The following is a 23,140-nucleotide window of genomic DNA, read 5'->3' on the forward strand; positions in this document are numbered from 1 at the left end:
TGCCGCACCGACGAGCCACACGGTGGTGGCGCATGCCGGCTAAGCCCAAGCGGTCTCGTTCGCACAACGATGCTATAGCCGATAGCTCTACCCGCGGGCAAGCTCGCCGCACACCCCGCCCGGCCAAATCGCCTCGACACAGCGCCCGTGTGGTCGGCGTCGCGCTGGGAGCACTCGCGCTGACTGGCACGGCTGGTGCCAACCTGGATGTCGCGGCGCCCCCACCGGTGAGGAGTGCTCAGCTCAGCGTGGGCCGACTTGCTATCACGCTAAGTGCTCACGAGGCGTTCAAACTCGATACCTGCACAACAGCAGGCACTGGAAATTTGGGCACCAACTCCACCGACACCTCTACCACGAGTTCCACATCTCCCGACACGAACGCCACCGCCATCACCTCCATCAGTGAGTCCTATGGCATCGGCGAAGCGTCGACGAACAACAACACCGACAATGCCGATACTGCCGCCCTCCCCGTCGTCGACCTCGTGCGGCCAAATATCCGGGCAGACCACGAAGATTCCGAAGAATCATCAAGCGAATCATTAGAACCCGGCGGCTGGCTGCAGCCGTTGCCAAGCGTGGGAGTTCAGGTCGTCGGCGCATTCCTACCTACGCAGAAAGATGAGACCACACTTTCTTGGGTCCTTACTCCGCTGAACTTTTCCGAGACGCAAACCGCAGCGGCCCGGCACTACATGCCCGGCGTCGGTTGGGTAGCCGACGAGTTCGTTCACCGTTTCAGCGGTCTGGAATTTCTGGTTGCAGAACGCGTCGCCGCGCTCGATTTCTATTCAGAAGGAAATGCTGCCGGACACAATGCTTCCGAAGAATCGTCCAGCGAATCATCGGACTATGTTGCCGATCACGGTGATTCCGAAGAATCGTCGAACGAATCATCAGAGCCGGCCAATCCCCTCGCGGTGAACCGCATTGTCGGGCAAATCGACACACGGGAAGATGAAGAAGCTGCCAGAACTCACTTAACTCCAACGAATATATCATCGACGCAAACCGAAGGGATTCCATTCTACATACCCGACGTTGGCTGGGTAGACAGCGAGTCCGCTAGTACGTTCAGAGCTGAGCTAGCAGGCCACCAGTCGGCCGCCAGCATATTCAGATCTTTCGAGGTAACGAATGAAATTAATCCACTTGAGTTCGACCTCACTGAAATTCCGGATAGCTTCATCGGACTTTCGCATAATGATCTTTCGCGCAACGCTGGCAATTATATAAGTAATCTGTATGCAGGCCTTCCTCCGCGTGAAGACCCAGCCGCCCTCCAATTGTCCGAAACTGCGGGGTCGGAGGAGATGGAGACGGAACAGCGACTAGGGTCGAAAACTTACCCAGAAAATGAAATCTCCGCCTCGGCTAGCTTCAACGATGACATCTCCAACAATAACGCGGCTGAAGATGCCGTGAACGCGGAGCTGTCGTCAGCGCAAATTCAATTTAGCGACCCTTACGCCGGCACGCCCGATTACGAAGCCATGAGCATTGCTGCGCTCGAGAGATTCGAATATGACAACGTAGTCGCCGACTTCAACAATAACAATGCCGCTGCAGTCGGCACTTCCAATGACGCAGGTTCAAACAATAACAATTAAACCCGCAGATTGGTGGAATACTTCGGCTAGTCCGGGAGCCAGGCCTGAACCTGGCGGGAGCAGCCGACGACCACTTGCTAGTTCCCAAGATAATTGGCGCGGCATCACCCATGACGGGTCAACGCTCAGAAATCGGTGACCACGATGCCCAACAGGACCAGGCCCTCAAGCCCGCCGGCAAGCGCAAGCAATCCCACGTCCGCCGCGATCGGATAACCGATGGCATTGATCAGCCCGATCGGGTCACCGTTGACCGCCTGCTCGATCCCGTCCAGGAAGAGGTTGAGGTCGTACGACGGCACTTCGGTCACCCCCGCATTGAGGATGTCCGCCGTCGGAAGCAGTGACTCGTATGCGCTGGAGAGCCCACCGGAAACGGCGTTGGTGAGATAGGTGTTCGTGGCCTGCAGATCGGTGATTAGGCCGTCGATCGACGTCGGCACTACCAACGCCGGTGGTGGCACAGCAAATGATGCAAGCAACTGTGATGACCCCAGGCTGGGAACGGTGGGCGGTCCCGGTGGCGGCTGCATCAGCACATCGTTGAGTGCGGCGTTGAAGCCCTGCTGGGTTCCGGTGACCAATTCTCCGGCGACGACGGCCGGGTCGATCTGCGGAAACAGCCCGAACGGCGTGGGCACATTCGCCGGCGCGGTCGAATAGCCGTAATGCGGGTCGCCGTAACCCAAGTTCACGATCGTCGTCAGATTCGGCTGCAGCAGATCCGCCAGGGGGTTGCCCACTACTGGGATGAAGCGCAGCGGGTCCAGCAGCGGCAAATTATGCGTCCGAATGAGGTAATACGACGTGTTTCCGTGGTATGTCGGCTCCGTGGGCAACTTGATCAGATCGCCCGGCGGCAGCGTCTGCGGGTTGATATCCGGGGTATCGGTGTGGACGAAGGCAATGCCGGCAATGGCGTTCAGATCCGAGACGATATTGAGCGGATAGCGCGGGAAGTCGGCGAAGCCGTCGTATTCGTGGGTGTAGATCGAGGTCGGGTAGATCGTATCGGCGGGTGTCGCGCCGTAGAAGTCCACGCCCAGGCTGGGCAGGTTCAGCCCGGCGAAGCGCGACAGCAGCCCGCCGTTGGGGTTCATCGGGTTGGCCAGCAGGACGAAGCCCAGCTTGTCGGCGGGCGGAGCGGTGCCTGGAGGCATGGCCGCCAGGTTCCGCATCTCCAACGAGGCGATGATCGCGCTTTGTGAGTAGCCGCCGACAACGACGCTATTGCCCAGGGTGTTGACCTCGTTCAGGATCGCGTTGTGCAGGATCGTCACGCCCTCGGTCACCGAGGTGCTCAGCGGCAAGCTCTTTTCGCCGGTAATCGGATACAACTGCTCCGGGGTGAACAGCGCCAGCGCATTGGTGGCTCCGAATTGCGGAGTGATGTAATTGAGCAGGCCATTCACGTAATCGGTTCCCGGCGTTGGGTTTCCGCTGCCGCCCATGATCAGGGAAACGGTCGGCCCCGTCAGTGGCGACGTCGCGATGGCAGCCGACACGGTTGCCCCATTGGCGGCTTCAGCGTGCGCGTAGGCCAAACCGGCGGCGCCCAATGTCCGGGTGAACTCCGCCTGAAACGCCTCCAACAGTTTGACGATGGCCTGGTACTCCCGGCCGTAGGCGCCGAACAAATTAGCGATGGCCGCCGACACCTCGTCAGCCGCCGCTGCCGCCAGGCGTGACGTCGGAGCGGCTGCTGCGGCGCTGGCGGAGCTGACCGCGGCGCCAATGCGTTCAAGATCGGCCGCGGCCGTCGCCATGAGCGCGGGCTCGGCGAGCACGTACCCCATCCGGCGCATCCTCCTTCACGACCAATCTCAGGCGCTCAAGGCAACCTGTCCGCAGCTTTGGTGCCTAGCCCTTTCGTTCGGGTTCTGCCGAATTCGGCTAGAAACTCAGGGCCTGCAACTGCTGAATAATTGCCGCCACCGTCCGCACGATCGCAATGAATTCGATCATGCCGCCCAGCGCGGCCAGCCCCGCGCTGGCGGCTAGAGGTAACTCGATCGCGGCAATGAAGTTTCCGTGGAATAGCTGGTTCAGGAACAAGCTGAGGTCGTAAGCCGGAAGAATCGTGACAAAAGCCAGACCGAGATCTGCCGTGGGCAGCAGAAGTGAGTAGCTGTCCGACACCACGGCCGCAAAAGTGCTGGCGATATTGGCCGGCGTCGCGGGCACCGGTGTTGGACCCGGCGGCAGGATCTGCTGGATGAACGGTGGGTACCCGATCACCGGCAGTTGGGGAGGGTTGAGTGCAGCCGGCAGCGTTGCCGCAAAGTCGTTGATGCCTTGCTGGGTTCCGGCAACCAGGGCATCGAAGACGACGCCCGGCGGGACGTTGGGGAAGAGTCCGAAGGGGGTCGGAATATTCGCGGGGCTTGTCGAATAACCGAAGTTCGGATCGCCGTAGCCCAGGTTGACGAACACCCTCAAGTCGGGCTCGATGAGTGCGGCCAGCGGTGGTCCGATGACCGGGATTGCCCGCAGCGGGTCCAGCAGCGGCAGGTGCGCGGTTGGAATCATGTAGTACTGATTCGACGTCACGCCTTCGGTCGGCAGCAGTATGGCGTTCGCTACCTGTTGCGCGGTGAGATTCGGATATTGGGTGTGCACGGTGATTATCCCGAAAACCGCGTTGATGTCGGACAGGACATTGAGCGGATACCGCGGGAAGTCGGCGAAACCGTCGTATTCGAGCGTGTAGGTAGTTGTCGGATAGGGGTTATCCGCAGTCGCTCCGTAGAACGGCAGGCCGAGGGTGGAGATGTTCAGCCCGGGTATCCGCGAAAGGATGCCGCCGTTGGGATTCATTTCGTTGCCGATGAAGATGAAGCTAAGCTGACTCGGGTCTGGCTTATTGGGGCCCAGAGAAAGAAGCTGCTGTATTTCCAGGGACGATATGACGGCGCTTTGGGAATAGCCGAAAACGGTGACATGGTTTCCGGCATGGATCTGCTCCCAAATCGCGGTATCGAGAATCTGCAGCCCTGTTTGCACCGAGTTTTGAAAGGGCAGCGATTTGACGCCGGTAATGGGATACAGCTCTTCAATGGTGTTCAGCGGGTTCACTACCACGCCGGGCGGCAAGAATAAATTGGTGATGTTGGTGACGTACTGAATCGAGGGTATCGGTGATCCGGTGCCGCTCATGACGATCGCTGTGTTCTGACCAAAAACCGGCGGTACTGCGGTGGGCGAGGTTGGCGTAAAGAGTCCGGCGGTGGCGCCTTTCACCAGGGAGGCGGCGCTGATGGCTTCGTCGCCGAAGTAGGCGTTCGCGGCCGCCGCCAACTTTTGGGTGAATTGGCTATATAGCGAGCCGAGTTGTGCGTTGACCGCTTGGTATTCCTGCCCGAACGTGGCGAACAGTTGCGCGATGGCGGCCGACACCTCGTCCGCAGCGGCCGTGGCGATCGTGGTCGTCGGACCTGCCACGGACGCGGCGGCCTCGCTGATCGCCGTGCCGATCCCGGCCAACTCGGTGGCGGCCGCGGTCATGGCCGGCGGCTGCGTGAGAACGTACGACAAGACGCCATCCTCCTGGCGACGGGGTGCACAAACCGGGTACCCGTTGAGCCTAAGGCGATTCCGCGATCGTGTCTGGGCTTTGAGCCGACCTCAAAGATCGGTGTTCAGCCCAGTAGCGCGGTACGCAAGCGGTCGACATCAGTCGCCGCAATACCCGCGTCGCGAAGGTAGGCGCCGACCGATCCCCAGGTCTCGTCGATCGTCTGCCACGATGCGGCGAGGTACTCGGGCCGGACGCCGAGCACGCCGTCGGACAGCCGGGCTTCGGTGAAGGTCACCACTTCGGGCGTCAGTTCGGTGTCGGAGCGCTGCCGGATCATTTCCGAGATGCGTTCCCGCAACTGCGGTACCGCGTCGTTGCTGCGCAGGAAGTCGGTCAGGATGGCGTCGCGGTCGATGCCTATGGCGTCCAGCACGGTGGCCACCACGAACCCGGTGCGGTCTTTGCCCGCAAAGCAATGCGTGAGCACCGCCCGCGCGTCGGCCAACAAAGTGACGACGCGGTACAGGGCGCGTTGCGCACCGGCGCGCGTGGGAAATTGGCGGTACTCGTCGGTCATGTAGCGCACGGCTGTTTCGTTGATGGACTCCCCGTCCGGGGTTTCGGTCATCAGCTGCCGAAAGGCGTGCTCGTGCGGCGCATCGGTGTCATTGTGCCCGTCGTCGGCCAGGTCGGGGAACGGCAGTAGGTGGACGTCGACGCCGGGGGGCACCCGGCCGGGACCGCGCCGGACGACCTCACGCGACGAGCGCAGGTCGGCGACATCGGTGACAGCCAGCCGGCGCAGCGCTTCGCGACCGGCGTCATCGAGGCGACTCAACTCGCTCGAGCGAAATAGCCGACCGGGCCTCAGCGCGGCGCTGTCGGCAACGTCACGAAAGTTCCATGCGCCGGCTAACTCCAATTCAGCCATGTCGGGTGGCCGCGGCGGCGAGCACGGATTTCTCCCGCCCCAGCTCGGCGCGGGCAATGGAGCGCAGGTGCACCTCGTCGGGTCCGTCGAAGATCCGCATCGCACGATGCCAGCTGTAGAGCCGGGCCAACGGCGTGTCGTCGCTGACCCCGGCAGCTCCGTGTATCTGGATCGCGCGGTCGATCACGTCGCAGGCGACCTGCGGGGCTACCGCCTTGATCATTGCGACCAGGTGGCGAGCCTCCTTATTGCCGTGCTGATCGATAGTCCACGCCGCCTTCTCGCACAGCAGCCTTGCCTGGTCGATTTCGTTGCGCGACTTGGCAATTGCTTGTTGCACCACACCCTGATCGGCGAGCGGACGGCCGAACGCCACCCGGTTACGCGCCCGGTCGACCATGAGAGCCAGCGCACGTTCGGCTCCGCCCAACGCGCGCATGCAGTGGTGGATGCGGCCCGGGCCCAGGCGGGCCTGGGCGATCGCGAATCCGGAGCCTTCTTCGCCGAGCAGGTTGGTGGCCGGCACCCGGACGTCGTCGTAGCTGACCTCGCAGTGGCCGTGCTGGTCCTGCCACCCGAAAACGGGTGTGGAACGGATGACCCGCACCCCTGGGGTGTCCATCGGCACCAGGATCATCGACTGCTGTTGGTGGGCGGCCGCGGCGGGGTTGGTGCGCCCCATCACGATCAAGATCTTGCAGCGCGGGTCCGACGCACCCGACGTCCACCATTTGCGGCCGTTGATGACGTAGTCACTGCCGTCACGCGAGATGGTGGTTTCGATGTTGCGGGCATCGCTGCTGGCGACCGCGGGTTCGGTCATGGAGAAGGCGCTGCGGATCTCGCCGTCCAGCAATGGTTGCAGCCACTGCCGACGCTGCTCTTCGGTGCCGAACATGTGCAGGATTTCCATGTTGCCGGTGTCGGGCGCGGCGCAGTTCAATGCCTCGGGCGCAATCTCCAAGCTCCACCCCGTCAGCTCGGCGAGCGGTGCGTACTCGAGGTTGGTCAAGCCCGACTCCGCGGGCAGGAACAGGTTCCACAGGCCGAGCTCTTTGGCCCTGATCTTGAGTTCCTCGATGATCGGCGGCACGGTGTGGTCATCCGGGCCGGCCTCGCGACGATATCTCTCGTAGTCGGACTCTGCCGGGAAGACGTACTCCGTCATGAAGCTGGACAACCGCTTGTGGTAGTCGATGACCTTGGCCGACATCGCGAAGTCCATTACTTCACCATAAGGCACCATAAGGCGCGGAATTCACTGGCCAATTGCCGGGCAGTCGCGCTCAAGTCGCAAGCAGCAGCGCAGGCGAGTTAGGCTAACCTTAGCTTACGATATGCCATAGATACTGTTGCAAGCAGCACTAAAAGGCGGACCCGGTGAATGCACTAGTCGATTTCGCTCGGTTGTCGCCCGAAATCACCTCGGCCCGATTGCGTGCCGGTGCCGGTGCAGCGCCGCTGCGGGCCGCTGCGGTGGCCTGGAAGGGGCTGGCTCACGAGCTCAATGGCCACGCGCTCGCCTTCGGCTCGACCGTCTCCGCGCTGGTCGACGACGAATGGCGCGGTGCGGCATCGGTGTCCATGGCGGCTGCGGCCGAGCCCTACCGGAAGTGGATTTGTGCTACCGCAGACCAGGCTGAGCATACCGCCGCGCAAGCTGATGCCGCGGCGGCTGCGTACGACGACGTGCTCACCCAAACGGTGCCGCCGTCGGTGATTCGGGCCAACCGGGTCCGCCGGCTTGCGCTGTCGGTGAGCAACCTGTTCGGCCAGAACACCCCGGCCATCGCCGTCCTTGACGCGCAGTATGGCGACATGTGGGCACAAAACGCCACCGCTATGTATAGCTATGCGGCCGCATCGGCCGAAGCCGCCACGCTTCCTCCCTTCATGTGGTTGCGACCCATCACCAACCCGGGCGGCTTGAGGCTGCGCTCCGCTGTCGTCGCCGAAGCCGTCGGCAACGCCGGCGCTGAGCACGGCATGCTCGCGCGCCTGACTTCCGCGCTGCCGGCTGCGCTGCGGGAATTCTCATCACCGGCGGCACACGCTGGGTCTTGCGCGCGGCGATCGCGCGCTGACGACCTGGTGAACGGGTCGGGGTGGCTCAAGAGGTTCTGGAACAACTGGGGCCCGGATGCCAATATCTGGAACACGATATTTTCCTCCGGCTTCTACATGCCGAGCAACACACTCGCGCCCTTTCTTGGCTTCCTCGGTGGTGAGGCCGCCGCTGATCACGCCGCCGACGCGATTGCAGATGCGGGCGTCAGCGGGGCTGCGGGCGAAATCGCCAGCCACTCCGAGAACCTGGCACGGTTGGGGGTCGTGGGCGCTAACGCCGACATGGTGTCGGCGACATTGGGCAGAGCGGCTTCGATCGGGCCGCTCTCGGTTCCACCGACCTGGACCGCGGTCGGGCCTGCAGCCGGGCAGGTGTCCTCGATGTCGGTCGCGACACCAATGACCACGCCGCCACCGGTCGAGTCCGGTCTACCGGAGATGCCGTTGGGTGGGGTGTTGACCGGCAGCGGCCAGGGTCCGGGACGTTCGTTGCCGCAATACGGATTCCGGCCCACGGTGGTGGCTCGTCCCCCCGCGGGTGGATAGCGCACGTCGTTGTGCGGCCGTCCGGCTCAGGGCGGCCCGTTCACTCCGTTGCGGCCGAACAGAGCTCCGCCGAAGCCGCCGTAGCCGCCTTGGCCGCCGGGGACTCCGGCCCCGCCGTTGCCGCCATTACCAATTAGCACGGCGGAACCCGCCGTTCCACCCACGCCATCGAAGGCTGGGGGTGGGTCGGAACTGGTCCCGGCGTTGCCGCCGTTACCGCCGTTGCCAAAGAAGAACCCACCGTTGCCCCCCAAGCCGCCGTCGCCGCTGAAGAGGATCTGGCCGGTCCCCACGTCGCCGCCGTTTGCGCCGCTACCGCCATCCCCCCATAGTCGGGTAGACCCGCCGAAGCCGCCGTCCCCGCCGGAGCCCGCGAGTCCGTCAATGCCGATGGTGCCGGCGTTTCCGCCGTTCCCACCGGCGCCACCGTTCCCGCTGCGGCCGATCCAGGCATAGCCACCGTTGCCACCTTCGCCGCCGCGGCCACCCGAGCCGGCGGGGGAAACTGGACTGTTCGCATCGCCTCCGTCGCCGCCGATTCCGCCAGCTCCGCCGTTGCCGCCGTTGCCGAACAGCAAACCACCGTGGCCGCCATGTCCGCCCCACCCGCCGTCACCGCCGTTCGCGAATAGGTCGCCGCCGTCCCCGCCGTTGCCACCACCGCCGCCGAGACCTCCGCTGCCGAATAGTCCGGCGTTGCCGCCACGACCCCCGAAGCCGGCGGCGCCGCCGAAAGCGCCGGCAGAGCCAACCGGCCCCGGTACGAAAGTTCCTCCGTTGCCGCCGGTCCCGCCGGCCCCGCCAGCCCCGAATAGCAGGCCACCGTCGCCGCCGCCACCACCAGTACCGCCGAATCCTCCTTCTCCGCCAAAGTCGGTCCCTGCCGTCCCATTACCTCCCGATGCACCTGCTCCACCGCTACCGCCGTGGCCGATCAATCCGGCGTGGCCGCCGTCGCCGCCGGCGCCGCCGTCGCCGCCGAATTCACCGGCGACCATGCCCGTTCCGGCTTGTCCGCCGATGCCGCCCGTGCCGCCGGTTCCGCCGGAGCCCAGCAGCCACCCGCCGTTGCCGCCATGACCCCCGTTGCCGCCGTCTTGGCCGGGCTGTAAGGCTAGCCCGGTGGCGCCGGCGCCACCTGCCCCGCCGTCGCCGCCGCGCCCGATCAGCAGCGCATCTCCGCCGGCCCCGCCGTGGCTTCCAAAGCCGCCGCCGGAGCCGCCGGCGCCACCGGTTCCACCGGAGCCGATCAGGCCGCTGGTGCCGCCCGCACCGCCGGCGCCGCCGTTGCCGCCGACGGCGGCGCCGCCGTGCCCGCCGTGCCCGCCGTTGCCCAGTAACCAGCCGCCATGCCCTCCGGTGCCGCCGGCAGCGCTGGGGCCGCCGCTGCCGCCGTCGCCGCCGTTTCCGATCAGTCCCGCCGCCCCGCCGGTGCCGCCCCGCTGCCCGGGGGTCGTTGGGGAGAATCCGTTGCCGCCGTTGCCGTACAACAAGCCGCCGGCCCCGCCGTTGGGGTGCGCGGCCGTGCCGTTTGCGCCGTTGCCGATCAGCGGGCGTCCCGTCAGCGCCTCGGTGGGGGCGTTGACCAGGCCCAGCAGCCCCGGTTGCAGGTTTTGCAGCGGTACGGCGTTGGCCGCCTCTGCTGTCGTGTATGCGCCGGCAGCGCCATTGAGGGCCGCGACGAACTGGTCATGCAATGCTGCCGTCTGGTGGCTCAGCGCCTGGTAAGCCTGCGCGTGCGACGAAAACAGGGCCGCCACCGCCGCCGACACCTCATCTGCGCCGGCGGCCAACACCTGGGTGGTAGGCGCTGCTGCTGTCGCAGTCGCCGCGCGCACCGCGGCACCTATGTGCTCCAAATCCGTTGCGGCCCAGGCTAAGGCATCGGGGATCGCAATGACATTCGGCATCGAACCGCCCTCCCGGTACCGGAGAGAAACGTCTGGAACCGTAATGTAACACCGCGCTGTCGGGCGCAGGGGGCTTCGAGCAGAGTGCCCGTGCACAGGTGCTTGCCGACCGTCGCAGCCGGGCCACGATGTAGTGCATGACCGAGAGCCGCCCGCCATTTCCGCCGTTCACCGTCGAAACGGCAACCCAGAAGGTCCAGGCCGCTGAGGATGCCTGGAACACCCGGGACCCCCACCACGTCAGCCGTGCTTACACCGTCGACTCACGCTGGCGAAACCGCGACGAACACCTCGTCGGCAGGGACCAGATCGTGGCGTTCCTGACCCGCAAGTGGCAGCGCGAACTCGACTACGCACTGCGCAAGAGTTTGTGGGATTTCCACGACAACCGCATCGCGGTGCGGTTTCAGTACGAGAGCCGCGACCACACCGGGCAGTGGTACCGCAGCTACGGCAACGAGCTGTGGGAATTCACCCCGTCGGGGCTGATGGCGCGCCGTGAGGCCAGCATCAACGACGTGGCGATCACCGAATCCGAACGGCGCTACTTCGGTCCGCGCCCGGCTTCCGAACACGGGCTGGATATGCCGCTGTGGTGAGGCTGTGCGTCACACAACCGCACTTTGTGTCGCCACAACAGCCCGGCGGCTACCGCATAGACGCCGACCAGCGAAGCATCAACCTGTGTGCTGAGGGTTGCCGTCGGTCAGGCCCGGACGGTCACAAATCGGTGGTGACCTCGGTACGCGTTATGGTAGCCAGGCGCGCGGCCGAGCTAGCGGCAAATCCATCGCGCAGGAACGTACCAGAACGTACTAGGAAGTATGAGGAAAGTAGATGTACGCGCCATGACAGATGCGCAGACCCACACCATCAGGGTAGGGGTGGTGGCCGAGTCGCGACCCGACGAGCGGCGTGTTGCGCTGGTACCCAAAGCAGTCGCCGCGCTGGTGAACAGCGGTGTGGCCGTTGTCGTCGAATCGGGTGCCGGTCACCGGGCGCTGCTACCCGATGAGCTCTACACCGACGCGGGCGCCACCGTCGGCGACGCGTGGGCTGCCGACGTGGTGGTCAAGGTAGCGCCACCGACGGCCGAGGAGGTCGGGCGGCTGCACAGCGGGCAAACCCTGATCGGGTTTTTGGCCCCGCGTAACGCCGACAACTGCATCGGCGCGCTGGAGCAGGCCGGCGTGCAGGCCTTCGCCCTTGAGGCCATCCCCCGCATCTCGCGGGCGCAAGTCATGGATGCGCTGTCGTCGCAGGCCAATGTTGCCGGTTATAAGGCCGTGCTGCTCGCCGCCTCGGAGTCGACCCGGTTCTTCCCGATGCTGACCACCGCGGCGGGGACGGTGAAGCCGGCTACCGTGCTGGTGCTCGGTGTCGGCGTGGCCGGCCTGCAGGCGCTGGCGACGGCCAAACGGCTGGGGGCGCGCACCACTGGCTACGACGTGCGTCCCGAAGTGGCCGACCAGGTCCGATCTGTCGGGGCGCAATGGCTCGAGGTCGGCGTCACGGCTTCGGGGGAGGGCGGCTACGCCCGCGAGCTGACCGACGAGGAACGCGCCCAGCAGCAGAAGGCGCTGGAAGAGGCGATCAGCGGCTTCGACGTCGTGATCACCACTGCGCTGGTACCGGGCAGGCCCGCGCCGCGGCTCGTGACCGCCGCCGCGGTGGAAGCCATGAAGCCCGGCAGTGTGGTGGTGGACCTGGCCGGTGAGACCGGCGGCAACTGCGAGTTGACCGAGCCCGGCAAGACGGTGGTCAAGCACGGCGTCACCATCGCCTCGCCGCTGAATCTGCCGGCGACCATGCCCGAGCACGCCAGTGAGCTTTACAGCAAGAACATCACGGCCCTGCTGGAGCTCCTGGTCAAGGACGGCAAGCTGGCTCCCGACTTCGACGACGAAGTCATCGCGGAATCGTGTGTGACCCGCGCACAGGACCGAGAGGACTCCTAAAAGATGTACGACCAACTATTGGAGAACCTGGCGATCCTGGTGCTGTCCGGGTTCGTGGGCTTCGCGGTGATCTCCAAAGTGCCCAACACGCTGCACACCCCGCTGATGTCGGGAACCAACGCCATCCACGGGATCGTCGTGCTCGGTGCGCTGGTGGTGTTCGGGGAGGTCGAACACCCGTCGCTGGCCGTCCAGATCATCCTGTTCGTCGCCGTGGTGTTCGGCACGCTCAACGTCATCGGCGGCTTCATCGTCACCGACCGGATGCTTGGCATGTTCAAGGGCAAGAAGCCGCAGGCCGCAATGAAAGCCGCGAAGAAAGAGGAGCCGGCAGCCAAATGAACTACTTGGTGATCGGCCTCTACATCGTCTCGTTCTCCCTGTTCATCTACGGTCTGATGGGTCTGACCGGGCCCAAGACCGCGGTGCGCGGCAACCTCATTGCCGCGGTCGGCATGACCATCGCCGTGGCAGCCACCCTGGTCATGATCCGGCACACCAGCCAATGGCCGCTGATCATCGCGGGCCTGGTCGTGGGAGTGGTCCTCGGCGTACCGCCGGCCCGTCTGACCAAGATGACCGCCATGCCGCAACTGGTGGCGTTCTTCAACGGCGTCGGTGGTGGAACGGTGGCGCTGATCGCGCTCGCCGAATTCATTGAAACCAGCGGCTTCTCGGCGTTCCAGCACGGCGAGTCGCCGACCGTGCACATCGTAGTGGCCTCGTTGTTCGCCGCCATCATCGGATCGATTTCGTTCTGGGGATCGATCATCGCGTTCGGCAAGCTGCAGGAGATCATCTCCGGTCGTCCGATCGGACTCGGCAAGGCGCAGCAGCCGGTCAACCTGCTGCTGCTGGCCGGGGCCGTCGCGGCCGCGGTGGTGATCGGGCTGGATGCCCATCCCGGCAGCGGTGGAGTGTCGCTGTGGTGGATGGTCGGCCTGCTGGCCGCCGCCGGCGTGCTGGGTCTGATGGTGGTGCTACCCATCGGCGGTGCCGACATGCCGGTGGTGATCTCAATGCTCAACGCCATGACCGGGCTGTCGGCCGCGGCGGCCGGATTGGCGCTGAACAACACCGCGATGATCGTGGCGGGCATGATCGTCGGCGCATCCGGCTCCATCCTGACCAACCTGATGGCCAAGGCCATGAACCGCTCGATCCCGGCAATCGTCGCGGGCGGTTTCGGTGGCGGCGGCGTGGCCCCCAGCGGCGACGGGGGCGGCGACAAGCACGTGAAGGCCACGTCGGCGGCCGACGCCGCTATTCAGATGGCCTACGCCAACCAGGTCATCGTCGTGCCCGGCTACGGCCTGGCCGTGGCGCAGGCGCAGCATGCCGTCAAGGACATGGCGTCGTTGCTCGAGGACAAGGGTGTGACGGTCAAATACGCCATCCACCCGGTGGCCGGCCGCATGCCCGGGCACATGAATGTGCTGCTGGCCGAGGCCGAAGTCGACTACGACGCGATGAAGGACATGGACGACATCAACGACGAGTTCGCCCGCACCGACGTCGCGATCGTCATCGGCGCCAACGACGTCACCAATCCGGCGGCCCGCAACGACGCGTCCAGCCCGATCTACGGCATGCCGATCCTCAACGTGGACAAAGCCAAGTCGGTGATCGTGCTCAAGCGCTCGATGAACTCCGGGTTCGCCGGTATCGACAACCCGCTGTTCTACGCCGACGGCACCACGATGCTGTTCGGCGATGCAAAGAAATCGGTCACCGAGGTCACCGAGGAGCTCAAGGCGCTGTAGCCCGGTACCCGGTCGGCTGATGCCGGCGGGCGGCTGTCTCACATGACAGGCGGAATCAATCGCGCTATGGACCCAACGGCGCCGCTGAGCAACGACAGCTCTGTCACACTCGACTGGCCGACGTTGAACACCAGACCGGGATTCGCCGACGGAACATAGGGATAGGTATCCGGCAGCGCGGACTGCGGTAACACGCCGATATCCACCAGCGTGGCTTGCGGGCCCTGCACTGCCCCGGTCGCCAGGTGCGAGATCACTGTGATCGGGTTGACGGGGGCGAACAGGCTGGCGGGGGTCGGCACATCCGCGTAGCCGTAGCCGTAGCCCAAATCGACCAATACCCGAAGGTCGGGCTGGATCAGGTCGGCCAGCGGCGGCCCGACAAACGGAATGTCGCGAAGGGGCTGCAGCAGCGGGAGGTCCTGGGTCAAGAACATGTAGTAATGGGTGTTGCCGTTGTAGCCCGGGGAAGTTGGCAATGGCACGGCATTCGCGACGTCGGCGGCAGTGACGGGATACGCGTTGTGGACCAACTTGATGCCCATAAAGGCGTTGATGTCGGACAAGATATTGAGCGGGTATTGCGGGTTGTGGGCATAACCGTCGTATTGGCCGGTGTAGATGTGGGTCTGGTACGGAGAATTCGGTGGCGTCGCACCGTCGAACGACACATCCATGAACGGGATGTAAAGGCCGGTGTAACGCTCCAGAATGCCGCCGTTGGGATTGTTGATATTGCCGATCATCATGAAAGCCAGCCGGCCGGGGTCTGGCTGTTGGGCAGGTGGTAGGGCCATCAGCGCGCGTATCTCATTGGTGGCTACCGCGGCGCTTTGCGAGTAGCCAAAAACGACCACGTCATGCCTATTTTCTAGTTCCGCGTTGATGCCGTTGTTCAGCAAAGTGACGCCCTGGGCGATGGACTGGTCGAGTGACAGATGCCCGATAAACGGCCACCACTGCTCGGGGGTGTATTGGGCGATCGGACTGTTGTGCCCGAAGATTGGCTGGATGTACGCGCTGTCAAGGGCCGCCAAGACAGGCGCAGTAAAGGTCGGATACCCGGTGCCGCCCATGATCAACGCCGTGACCGGGTTGCCGGACAGCATCACATTGGAAGTCGGCGCAATGACGGCGCTGCTACGTCCGGTGTCACCCAGTCCGAGCAGCGCCTGGACCGGCGCGTCGAGTGCGCTCGACATGCCCGCAGCGTTGGCGGCCTCGGCCCGCGCGTAGGCGGCCCCGGCGGCGGCCAGCGCCTGGGTGAATTCGCTATGGAAGGCGCCGGCCTGGCTCAGCACGGTCTGACAATCGTTGGCGTATTCGCGAAACAGCGCCGCAGCGGCGGCCGACACCTCATCGGCGGCCGCCGCCAGAACACGGGACGTTGGCCCCGCAGCGGCGGCACCGGCCGCGCTGATCACCGAACCGATCCCGTCCACGTCGGCGGCCGCCGTCGCCAGCATCTCCGGGACCGCGGTCATCACGGGCATCTCCGTCTCCTGTCCGACACCGAAGGCCAATACCCGTCAAACGGGACCGACCCCTCCTTAGCGCGGCCAGCCCAACAAAGGTCGCCCAGAGCCTAAAAGAAGTCTCGCCGGGACATCCGGCATTTTCGTCAATCCGGCTTCCGGCGGGCCAGATGCCCGCGATCGCGGCTGGTTGATCAGGCCATCGTTACCATCGGCCGATCGCCGGGGAGCACGTTCGGGCTCGTCCGCGGCAATGGTGGTGCTGTGTCCAAACGGAAGCCCTAAACGGGCGGATAGGCCGGCGGCGGGTATCCGTTGCCGTCTTCGACCCCGCGGATACCCCAGGTGAGGTAGCGGAAAAAGAACTCGATTTCGTCGCTTACGTCGTAGTCAGGGCTGGGATCCATTAGTGCACCTCTCGACTCGCTATCGACTCGCGACTTGGTCCCCCAGGAGTCTAGTCGGATCCGCGCCGGTGCGACAGGCGGCGCCGGCCCTGCCTAGACTGTCCAACCAGTTGATTGGTTAGACCTTGATTCGGGGTGCCGAGCCCCGCGGGCAGCGACGATAGCGAGTACCGATGCCACAAACGCCATCCGAGAACGGGCTTTCGCGCCGTGAGGAGTTGCTGGCCGTTGCCACCAAGCTGTTTGCTGCCCGCGGTTATCACGGCACCCGGATGGACGACGTCGCCGACGTGATCGGTCTGAACAAGGCGACGGTGTACCACTACTACGCCAGCAAGGCGCTGATCCTGTTCGACATCTACCGTCGAGCCGCCGAGGGCACGCTGGCCGCCGTGCACGACGACCCGTCCTGGACCGCGCGCGAAGCGCTTTACCAGTACACCGTGCGCCTGCTCACCGGCATCGCAAGCAATCCCGAACGGGCCGCGGTCTACTTTCAGGAGCAGCCCTACATCACCGAGTGGTTTACCAGCGAACAGGTCGCGGAGGTTCGCGAAAAGGAAGCCCAAGTCTACGAGCACGTCCACGGTCTCATCGACCGCGGCATTGCCAGTGGTGAGTTCTACGAATGCGACTCCCACGTGGTAGCCCTGGGCTACATCGGGATGACCCTGGGCAGCTATCGGTGGCTGCGGCCCAGTGGACGTCGCACCGCCAAGGAGATCGCGGCCGAATTCAGTACCGCGTTGCTGCGCGGGCTGATTCGCGACGAGTCGATCCGCAACAGTTCTCCGCTGGGCGGTGCTTAACCGCATTGGCCCTGCTGATCGCCAACAGATCGGGAGCAGTGTGCACATACGACATCGCCGTTCCGCACGTCTTTCCCGGCGAGCATGGCCAGGCCAGCGTCAGCAGGTAGGCGCGAGCCGAGAGCTGCGCGCTGCGATTTCGCACACGCGGCGGGACCCCGCGGCCGTGCAATCATGCGACGCGGGCGCTTCTCACGGACCTATCGCGGCGCGGCGGTCGTACGGAGTTCTCGGCTCACGTTTGCGCCGCGTTACGGGGATAACGGAATCAACGGAAGTGTTAAGGGAAGTGTCAAGGGAGTCAGGGGAAGTATGTGGTTAATGCGTGGAATCAATTCCAGTAGCGGCCCGACGGCTTCGGTGAAAAAAGATACTTCCGTCACGGACGGCTGGCCCAGGTAGAAATTCACGTCGGTGTCCAGCGACGGCAGATATGGATATTCGTTCGGCAGTACTGCTTGCGGCAACACGCCTAATTCCACGAGCGAGGCCTGGACACCCTTTACCGTGCCGTCGACCAGTTCTCTGCCCACGACGAACGGGTCGGGTATCGGGAACAGGCTGGCCGGGGTGGCTACGTTGGCGTAGTCCTGGCCGTTACCCCAGTCGGAGTAGCCCAAATCCACCAGCACCCGCAGATCAGGCTGGATGAGCTCGGCGAGCGGCTCACCGATAAATGGAACGGCGCGCAGCGGGTCGAGCAACGGCAGGTCCTTGGTCATGAACATGTAGTACTGGGTGTTGCCGTTATAGCCGGGAGACGTCGGCAACTGTACCGCGTGATTGACATCGAGATTGGGATACAAATCGTGTCGACCGGTGCTCATTATCGCGTTGAGGTCGGCCAGGAAGTTGAGCGGGTATCGGGGGAAGTCGCTGGCCGGGTCGTATTGGGTAGCGTAAATGGTGGTCGGGTAGGGAGAATTAGGCGGAGTCGCTTCGGTGAACGTCACATCCAAAAATGGAATGTGAAAACCGGGGAAGCGGGTGAAGATGCCTCCGTTGGGGGTTGACGGATTACCGGCCAGCACGAACGACAGTTGGCTGGGATCCGGGCGCATGCCAGGGGGCAGGGCCATGAGGTCGGTGATGACGTTCGTGGCAACCACAGCGCTTTGCGAGAATCCGAAGTTGACGACCGTATTTCCCGAACCGATCTGAGAATTGATGGCGTTGGTCAGATCGACCATGCCTTGGGCGACCGACTCGTTGAGCGTCAGGTTGCCTTGGAATATTGTGAGCGGCCACAGCTGGGCGGGGTAGCTCACGCCCGTCGGGTTGGCCCCGGGAAAAAAGGGCTGGATGTAGGAATTGTTGATCAGTGATACGTAGAAGGGAAAAGGCTCGGGGTCAAAGGTTCCGCCCATCACCAGCGCCGCTGTCGAGGCAGCCGGTGCCGCGGCCAGCAGCGTCTGCGCGGCGCTGACGTCGGCGGCCGCCGGTGCCAGCAGGCTTTGGACCTGGGCGTTGAGTCCGCCGAGAGCATTGGCCACCGCGGCCGCATTGGCGGCCTCGGCTTGGGCGTAGTTGGTTGCCGCACCGGCCAGCGTCTGGACGAACTCGTCGTGGAATGCGGTGGCGTGGGTGAGGGCCGCCTGAAGCTCCCGGCCGTATGTGCCGAACAGGTTGGCGACGGCCGCCGACACCTCATCGGCCGCGGCCGCCAACACATTGGTCGTCGACCCTGCTGCGGCCGCGCCGGCGGCGCTGATTGCCGAACCGATCTTCACCGCATTGGTGGCCGCCGACACCATCATTTCGGGCGCAGCGATTAAGTGCGTCATTGCACGTCCTCCCCTGACGATCCAGCGCTTTCCAGTGGGAATGAACAAGCTGTTGTTGCACCGGAAAGCGGGCGTTTCAGCTGGTCAGCGAGTATGTGATTTTAGCAAAGCGCACGCCTTGGCATGGGCGGAATCAATCCCACCACGGCGGAATCCATCCCAGATCTCTGGCCGCGGTACCCAGGGCGCCGGTCAGCAGGGACAGGCCGGTCACGCTCGGCTGACCCACGAAGAAGTTCAGACCCGGGGCCACCGATGGGTTGTATGGATATCCGGTGGGTATGTAGGACGGCGGCAGCCACCCCAGATCCACGAGGCTGGCTTGGACTCCCTGCACGGCCCCCTTGGCCAGGTAGTAGCTGACGGCGAACGGGTTGGGAACCGACAGGAACGAGGCCGGGGTGGGAATGTCCGCATAGCTCAGGCCCGGCCCGTAGTCGGAGTAGCCCAGATCGACGAGCACCCGCAGGTCCGGCTGGACCAGTTCGGCAAGTGGCGTCCCCACATAGGGAATCGGACGAATAAGGCTGGTCAGCGGCAGCTTCTGAGTGAGACCCAGGAAGTAGTCGGTGTGGCCGGCGTAGCCCGGGGAAGTCGGTAGGTGTACGGCGTTGGCAACCTGGTCCGGCGGTAAGCCGACGTAGAAATGCGTACCGTCGACTATTCCGATCACGGCGTTGAGATCCGCCAGAAGATTGAGCGGGTATTGCGGGAAGTTGCCGGTGCCGTCGTACTGGTTGGTGTAGATGACAGTCGGGTAAGGCGAATCCGGCGGCGTCGCGCCGTTGAACAGCACATCCAGCACCGGCACGTACAGGCCGGTGAAGCGTTGCAGGACACCGCCGTTGGGATTGTTGGGGTTGCCGGTGAGCACGAAGCCCAGGTCGCTGGGGCTGGGCGGGGTGACCTGGGCCATCAAGTGGCGTATTTCGATGGTGGCAATCACCGCGCTCTGCGAGTAGCCGTAAACGACGGCGCTGTTGCCCAGGGTGCTGAATTGCGTGGTGAGCGCGTTGCTCAAAGTAGCCACACCCTCGGCCACCGAACGGCCGAACGTCAGGTTGCCCAGATTCGGAGTGGTGGGCCAGAACTGCTCGGGCGTGTGCAGAGCATCCGAGAGAAAGCCCGGGAAACGGGGCTGGATGAACAGCGTCTGGGCGCCTGTCACATACATCGGGTCGGGGTCCGGGATACCGGTGCCGCCCATGATGAAGGCGACCTGCGCGCCGATGCTGGTTATCGACGGCGGGTTGATGGCGCCGGCGCCGGCATTGGGAAGCAGCGGGGCCAACAGGGTCTGAACTTGGGTGCCGAATACGTTCAGCGCGCTGCACGCCGTGGCCTCGGCCTGTGCGTAGGCGTTCGCCGCTGCAGCCAGTGTCCGGGTGAATTCGTCGTGGAACTCGGCGGCCAGGGTGACAACCGCCTGATATTCCTGACCGAAGGTGCCAAACAGCGTCGCTACAGCCGCCGATACCTCGTCTTCGGCCGCCGCCAGCAATCCTGTCGTGGGGCCTGCCGCGGCCGCGTTGGCCGTGTGGAGGGCCGCCGCGATCCCGTCCAGATCACTGGCGGCCGTCGACACCATTTCTGGCGCAGTGAGCAAATACGACATCGCCAAGTCCTTTGCAAACCGGGCGCTTTCCGGTCGATCACGGAAAGGGCCTGCGACTGCGGGTATCAGGTATGAACTGAGACTAAAGCGGTCCCGCCGGAAAGTCCGGCGATTCCAGGTTTCCGGCGGACCCGAAATCGCTCAACTCGCGGCGACCAGGTCATCCGCCGTCGTCTCATGGGAAGACGGGCGGCGGAATCAGATGCAGCAGCGACCCGAGCCCACCGCTTGCCAGAGACAGCAATGTCACCTCGGGCTGGCCGATATAGAAATGCAAGCCCGGATTGATGGACGGAATCCACGGATAGGCCTGGGGGAACCACTCCGGGCCCCAGAATCCGGCTTCCACACCGATTTCCACCGCGGCGGCGTAGGGCGCCTGCAGGCTGCCCAGGGCCAGGTAGTAGCCGACGGCAAGCGGGTTGGGGATCGAGAGCAGGCCGGCCGGGGTGGGAACATTTGCGTAGTTCGGTCCGTAGTCGGCGTAGCCCAGGTCGACGAGTACGCGCAACTGCGGCTGGAAAAGGTCGGCGATCGGTGGTCCGGCGTAGGGAATGTCGCGAATCGGCTGGACCAGGGGCAGGTCCTGAGTCAGCAGCATGTAGTACTGCGTTAGGCCCGCGTACCCCGGAGACGTCGGCAGCGGTACCGCGTTGGCGATCTGGCTGGCCGTGAGCGTGGGATAGGTGTTGTGGACATAGAAGTAACCCATGAAGGCGTTGATGTCCGACAAGATGTTGAGCGGATAGCGCGGCGCGTTGGCGATGCCGTCGTACTGGGCGGTGTAGATGGTTGTCGCATAAGGACTGTTCGGCGGCGTCGCGCCGTTGAACGGCACGTCCAGGAACGGGATATAGAAGCCCGGGAATCGCGACAGTATTCCCCCGTCGGGGGTGTTGGGATTGCCGATCATGACAAAAGAGATGTCGCTGGCATGGGGCGCGCCCGCGGATATGAGGGCGTTGATTTCGTTGTTGACGATGGTGGCACTCTGCGAATAGCCGAACGCGATGACTTTGTTTCCCATGGCTATTTGAGCGTTGATGGCATTATTCAGCGCTGTCACACCCTGGGCGACAGACTGGTTGAACGTCATGTTCCCGAGTTGGGGGGTAACCGGCCAGAACTGCTCGGGTGTGAAGAGCGCCTTCGGGATGGCCCCGGGGAAGAGGTGCTGAATGTATTTGACGTTGATTCGATTCAGGTATTTGGGGTCGGGGTCGGGGTTGCCGGTGCCGCCCATGATCAGCGCGATTTGGGAGGCCGCGGCCGGCACCGCCGTCAGCGCGCTAGATCCGCCGGTGGCGGCCGCAGCGCTGGTCAGCAGCGACTGGATCGGTGTGGTGACCGCTGTCCGCGCATTCGACAGGGCCCCGTTCAACGCCCCGTTCAGCAAAGCCGCGTTAGCGGCCTCGGCCTGTGTGTAGGCTCCCGCCGCGGCGGCCAGTACCTGGGTGAACTCCTGCTGGAACGCGGCCGCCTGCCTGACCACCGCCTGGTACTCCCGCGCGTAGGCGTTGAACAGCGCCGCGGTAGCCGCCGACACCTCGTCACCGGCCGCGGCCAGCAAATTGGACGTCGGCCCGGCGGCCGCCGCGCTGGCCGCGCCTATCGCCGCGGCGATGTCGTCAACATCGGCGGCTGCGGACGCCAATAGCTCCGGGGCAGCAAACACATATGACATCTCCGCGTCCTTCCCGGCAACGGACCCCACCCTGGCCCACCGCAACTAGCCGCAACCGCGGGTATTGGGTATTTACAGAGAGTAGAGCCGTCGCGCCGGGAAGTCTGGCGTTTGTCGGTATCGACTAGCCGCTTTTGAGGTGCTTGTCCAGGAACGCGATCTGGTCGGCGACGGCGCGCTCGAACGCGTCGTCGACATAGATGGCGAAATGCCCTTCGGGATATGTTCTGACCTCACCGCGGGGGGCTTTGGCGGCATAACGTAGGGTCGGGCCGGCGGGCGCCACCGAGTCGGTCTCGCAGACGCAGAACAGAATGGGACAGCGGACCTTCGCGGCCAGGCGGCCGGGGCGGTAGCTGAGGACCTTCATCGCGATCCGGGCCGCGATCGCGTTGCGCAGTTCGACACCCTCTGGCACCAACTTGAGGTAGCCCTCGTAGGCATCCGGTGCGGTCATCACCGCAACCTCGCCTGGCTTGCCGACCGTGGGCACGAGCACCGGCGCCCTCCTGGCCACGGCGCCGACGACGTCGCGTACCGCCAGCGCGGTCAGCCGCGCGACGGTCCCCGGATTGATCGCGCGGACGGAGGCGATGCCGTCGGTGAACGGGCACTGCGCGACGACGGCGGCGATGCCCGGCACCCGGGCCGCCGTCGCAATCACATGACCGCCTCCAAAAGATGTTCCCCACAAGGCGATTCGGTTGTGATCGATACCGTCGAGGGTGCGCGCGTAGGTCACCGCGGCCCGCCAGTCTGCCAGTTCCATGCCGATGTCGAGCAGCTGGCGGGGCTGGCCCTCGCTGTCGCCGAAGTTGCGGTAGTCGAACACCAGGCAGGCGTATCCGGACGCACAAAACCGTTGGGCGTAGGCGTCCAATCGCATGGTGCGCACCGCGCCGAGACCGTGCGCCATGACCAGCAGGGGTGATGGGCCGCCGCCGGTGGGACGGTAGAGCCACGCGCTGATCCGGTCGGCACCGGAGGTGAAATAGACGTTTTCGCGTTCGGGCTCGCGGTCGGGCATGCGTTTAGGCTCGCGTTCTGGCACAGCCCCTCCA

The 23,140-nt window shown here is 64.5% G+C and carries 18 protein-coding genes; 7 read left to right on the plus strand and 11 right to left on the minus strand.

Annotated elements, in window-relative coordinates:
* The first annotated feature begins 149 nt into the window (after positions 1 to 149).
* On the plus strand, positions 150 to 1,613 hold the full coding sequence (locus EET13_RS01360; RefSeq protein WP_122440599.1) for a hypothetical protein: 1,464 nt from the start codon (positions 150 to 152) through the stop codon (positions 1,611 to 1,613).
* Positions 1,614 to 1,738: 125 nt separating this feature from the next.
* Here EET13_RS01360 and EET13_RS01365 read toward each other — a convergent pair whose 3' ends face one another.
* The 4 genes from EET13_RS01365 to EET13_RS01380 form a co-directional block, all read right to left on the minus strand.
* A complete protein-coding gene (locus EET13_RS01365; RefSeq protein ID WP_122440600.1) occupies positions 1,739 to 3,409 on the minus strand; it encodes a PE family protein in 1,671 nt (556 codons plus the stop codon).
* Positions 3,410 to 3,506: 97 nt separating this feature from the next.
* Entirely contained in the window at positions 3,507 to 5,147 is a 1,641-nt protein-coding gene (locus EET13_RS01370) for a PE family protein (RefSeq protein ID WP_122440601.1), read from the minus strand.
* 104 nt (positions 5,148 to 5,251) lie between these two features.
* Positions 5,252 to 6,061: a tyrosine-protein phosphatase gene (locus EET13_RS01375; RefSeq protein ID WP_122440602.1), complete on the minus strand. Its 810-nt coding sequence runs from the start codon at positions 6,059 to 6,061 to the stop codon at positions 5,252 to 5,254.
* Positions 6,054 to 7,274 (minus strand): acyl-CoA dehydrogenase family protein, encoded by a 1,221-nt coding sequence (locus EET13_RS01380; RefSeq protein WP_122440634.1) that lies wholly within the window; start codon positions 7,272 to 7,274, stop codon positions 6,054 to 6,056. Before EET13_RS01380 ends, EET13_RS01375 begins: the two co-directional genes overlap by 8 nt.
* A 167-nt stretch (positions 7,275 to 7,441) precedes the next feature.
* On the opposite strand from EET13_RS01380, the gene EET13_RS01385 reads away from it, so the two are divergent.
* Complete coding sequence (locus EET13_RS01385) at positions 7,442 to 8,674, plus strand: PPE family protein (RefSeq protein WP_122440603.1); 1,233 nt, start codon at positions 7,442 to 7,444, stop codon at positions 8,672 to 8,674.
* 26 nt (positions 8,675 to 8,700) lie between these two features.
* Here the strand turns inward: EET13_RS01385 and EET13_RS01390 are convergent, their stop codons facing one another.
* Complete coding sequence (locus tag EET13_RS01390) at positions 8,701 to 10,584, minus strand: PE family protein (protein ID WP_122440604.1); 1,884 nt, start codon at positions 10,582 to 10,584, stop codon at positions 8,701 to 8,703.
* 137 nt (positions 10,585 to 10,721) lie between these two features.
* Here EET13_RS01390 and EET13_RS01395 point away from each other — a divergent pair, with 137 nt between their 5' ends.
* The 4 genes from EET13_RS01395 (at position 10,722) to EET13_RS01410 (ending at position 14,305) form a co-directional block, all read left to right on the plus strand.
* Complete coding sequence (locus tag EET13_RS01395) at positions 10,722 to 11,183, plus strand: nuclear transport factor 2 family protein (RefSeq protein WP_122440605.1); 462 nt, start codon at positions 10,722 to 10,724, stop codon at positions 11,181 to 11,183.
* Positions 11,184 to 11,432: 249 nt separating this feature from the next.
* Positions 11,433 to 12,542: a Re/Si-specific NAD(P)(+) transhydrogenase subunit alpha gene (locus EET13_RS01400; RefSeq protein WP_122440606.1), complete on the plus strand. Its 1,110-nt coding sequence runs from the start codon at positions 11,433 to 11,435 to the stop codon at positions 12,540 to 12,542.
* Positions 12,543 to 12,545: 3 nt separating this feature from the next.
* Complete coding sequence (locus EET13_RS01405) at positions 12,546 to 12,884, plus strand: NAD(P) transhydrogenase subunit alpha part 2 (RefSeq protein WP_122440607.1); 339 nt, start codon at positions 12,546 to 12,548, stop codon at positions 12,882 to 12,884.
* A complete protein-coding gene (locus EET13_RS01410; protein ID WP_122440608.1) occupies positions 12,881 to 14,305 on the plus strand; it encodes an NAD(P)(+) transhydrogenase (Re/Si-specific) subunit beta in 1,425 nt (474 codons plus the stop codon). The genes EET13_RS01405 and EET13_RS01410 overlap by 4 nt, the downstream gene beginning before the upstream one ends.
* Before the next feature lie 38 nt (positions 14,306 to 14,343).
* Here the strand turns inward: EET13_RS01410 and EET13_RS01415 are convergent, their stop codons facing one another.
* Positions 14,344 to 15,798 carry a PE family protein gene (locus EET13_RS01415; protein WP_122440635.1) on the minus strand — a complete coding sequence of 485 codons (1,455 nt, stop codon included), beginning with the start codon at positions 15,796 to 15,798 and terminating at the stop codon, positions 14,344 to 14,346.
* Positions 15,799 to 16,061: 263 nt separating this feature from the next.
* Positions 16,062 to 16,187: a hypothetical protein gene (locus EET13_RS01420; protein WP_122440609.1), complete on the minus strand. Its 126-nt coding sequence runs from the start codon at positions 16,185 to 16,187 to the stop codon at positions 16,062 to 16,064.
* 173 nt (positions 16,188 to 16,360) lie between these two features.
* On the opposite strand from EET13_RS01420, the gene EET13_RS01425 reads away from it, so the two are divergent.
* Positions 16,361 to 16,996 (plus strand): TetR/AcrR family transcriptional regulator, encoded by a 636-nt coding sequence (locus EET13_RS01425; RefSeq protein ID WP_122440610.1) that lies wholly within the window; start codon positions 16,361 to 16,363, stop codon positions 16,994 to 16,996.
* Positions 16,997 to 17,247: 251 nt separating this feature from the next.
* Here the strand turns inward: EET13_RS01425 and EET13_RS01430 are convergent, their stop codons facing one another.
* The 4 genes from EET13_RS01430 to EET13_RS01445 form a co-directional block, all read right to left on the minus strand.
* Positions 17,248 to 18,780, minus strand: coding sequence for a PE family protein (locus EET13_RS01430; RefSeq protein WP_122440611.1), 1,533 nt, complete (start codon positions 18,778 to 18,780; stop codon positions 17,248 to 17,250).
* A 133-nt stretch (positions 18,781 to 18,913) separates the two neighbouring features.
* Entirely contained in the window at positions 18,914 to 20,395 is a 1,482-nt protein-coding gene (locus EET13_RS01435; RefSeq protein WP_122440612.1) for a PE family protein, read from the minus strand.
* A gap of 175 nt (positions 20,396 to 20,570) precedes the next feature.
* A complete protein-coding gene (locus EET13_RS01440) occupies positions 20,571 to 22,079 on the minus strand; it encodes a PE family protein (RefSeq protein ID WP_122440613.1) in 1,509 nt (502 codons plus the stop codon).
* Between the two features lie 124 nt (positions 22,080 to 22,203).
* Complete coding sequence (locus EET13_RS01445; RefSeq protein WP_122440614.1) at positions 22,204 to 23,106, minus strand: alpha/beta hydrolase; 903 nt, start codon at positions 23,104 to 23,106, stop codon at positions 22,204 to 22,206.
* Positions 23,107 to 23,140 lie beyond the last annotated feature (34 nt).

Origin of the sequence: Mycobacterium attenuatum, assembly GCF_900566085.1 — a bacterium.
Lineage (GTDB): Bacteria > Actinomycetota > Actinomycetes > Mycobacteriales > Mycobacteriaceae > Mycobacterium > Mycobacterium attenuatum.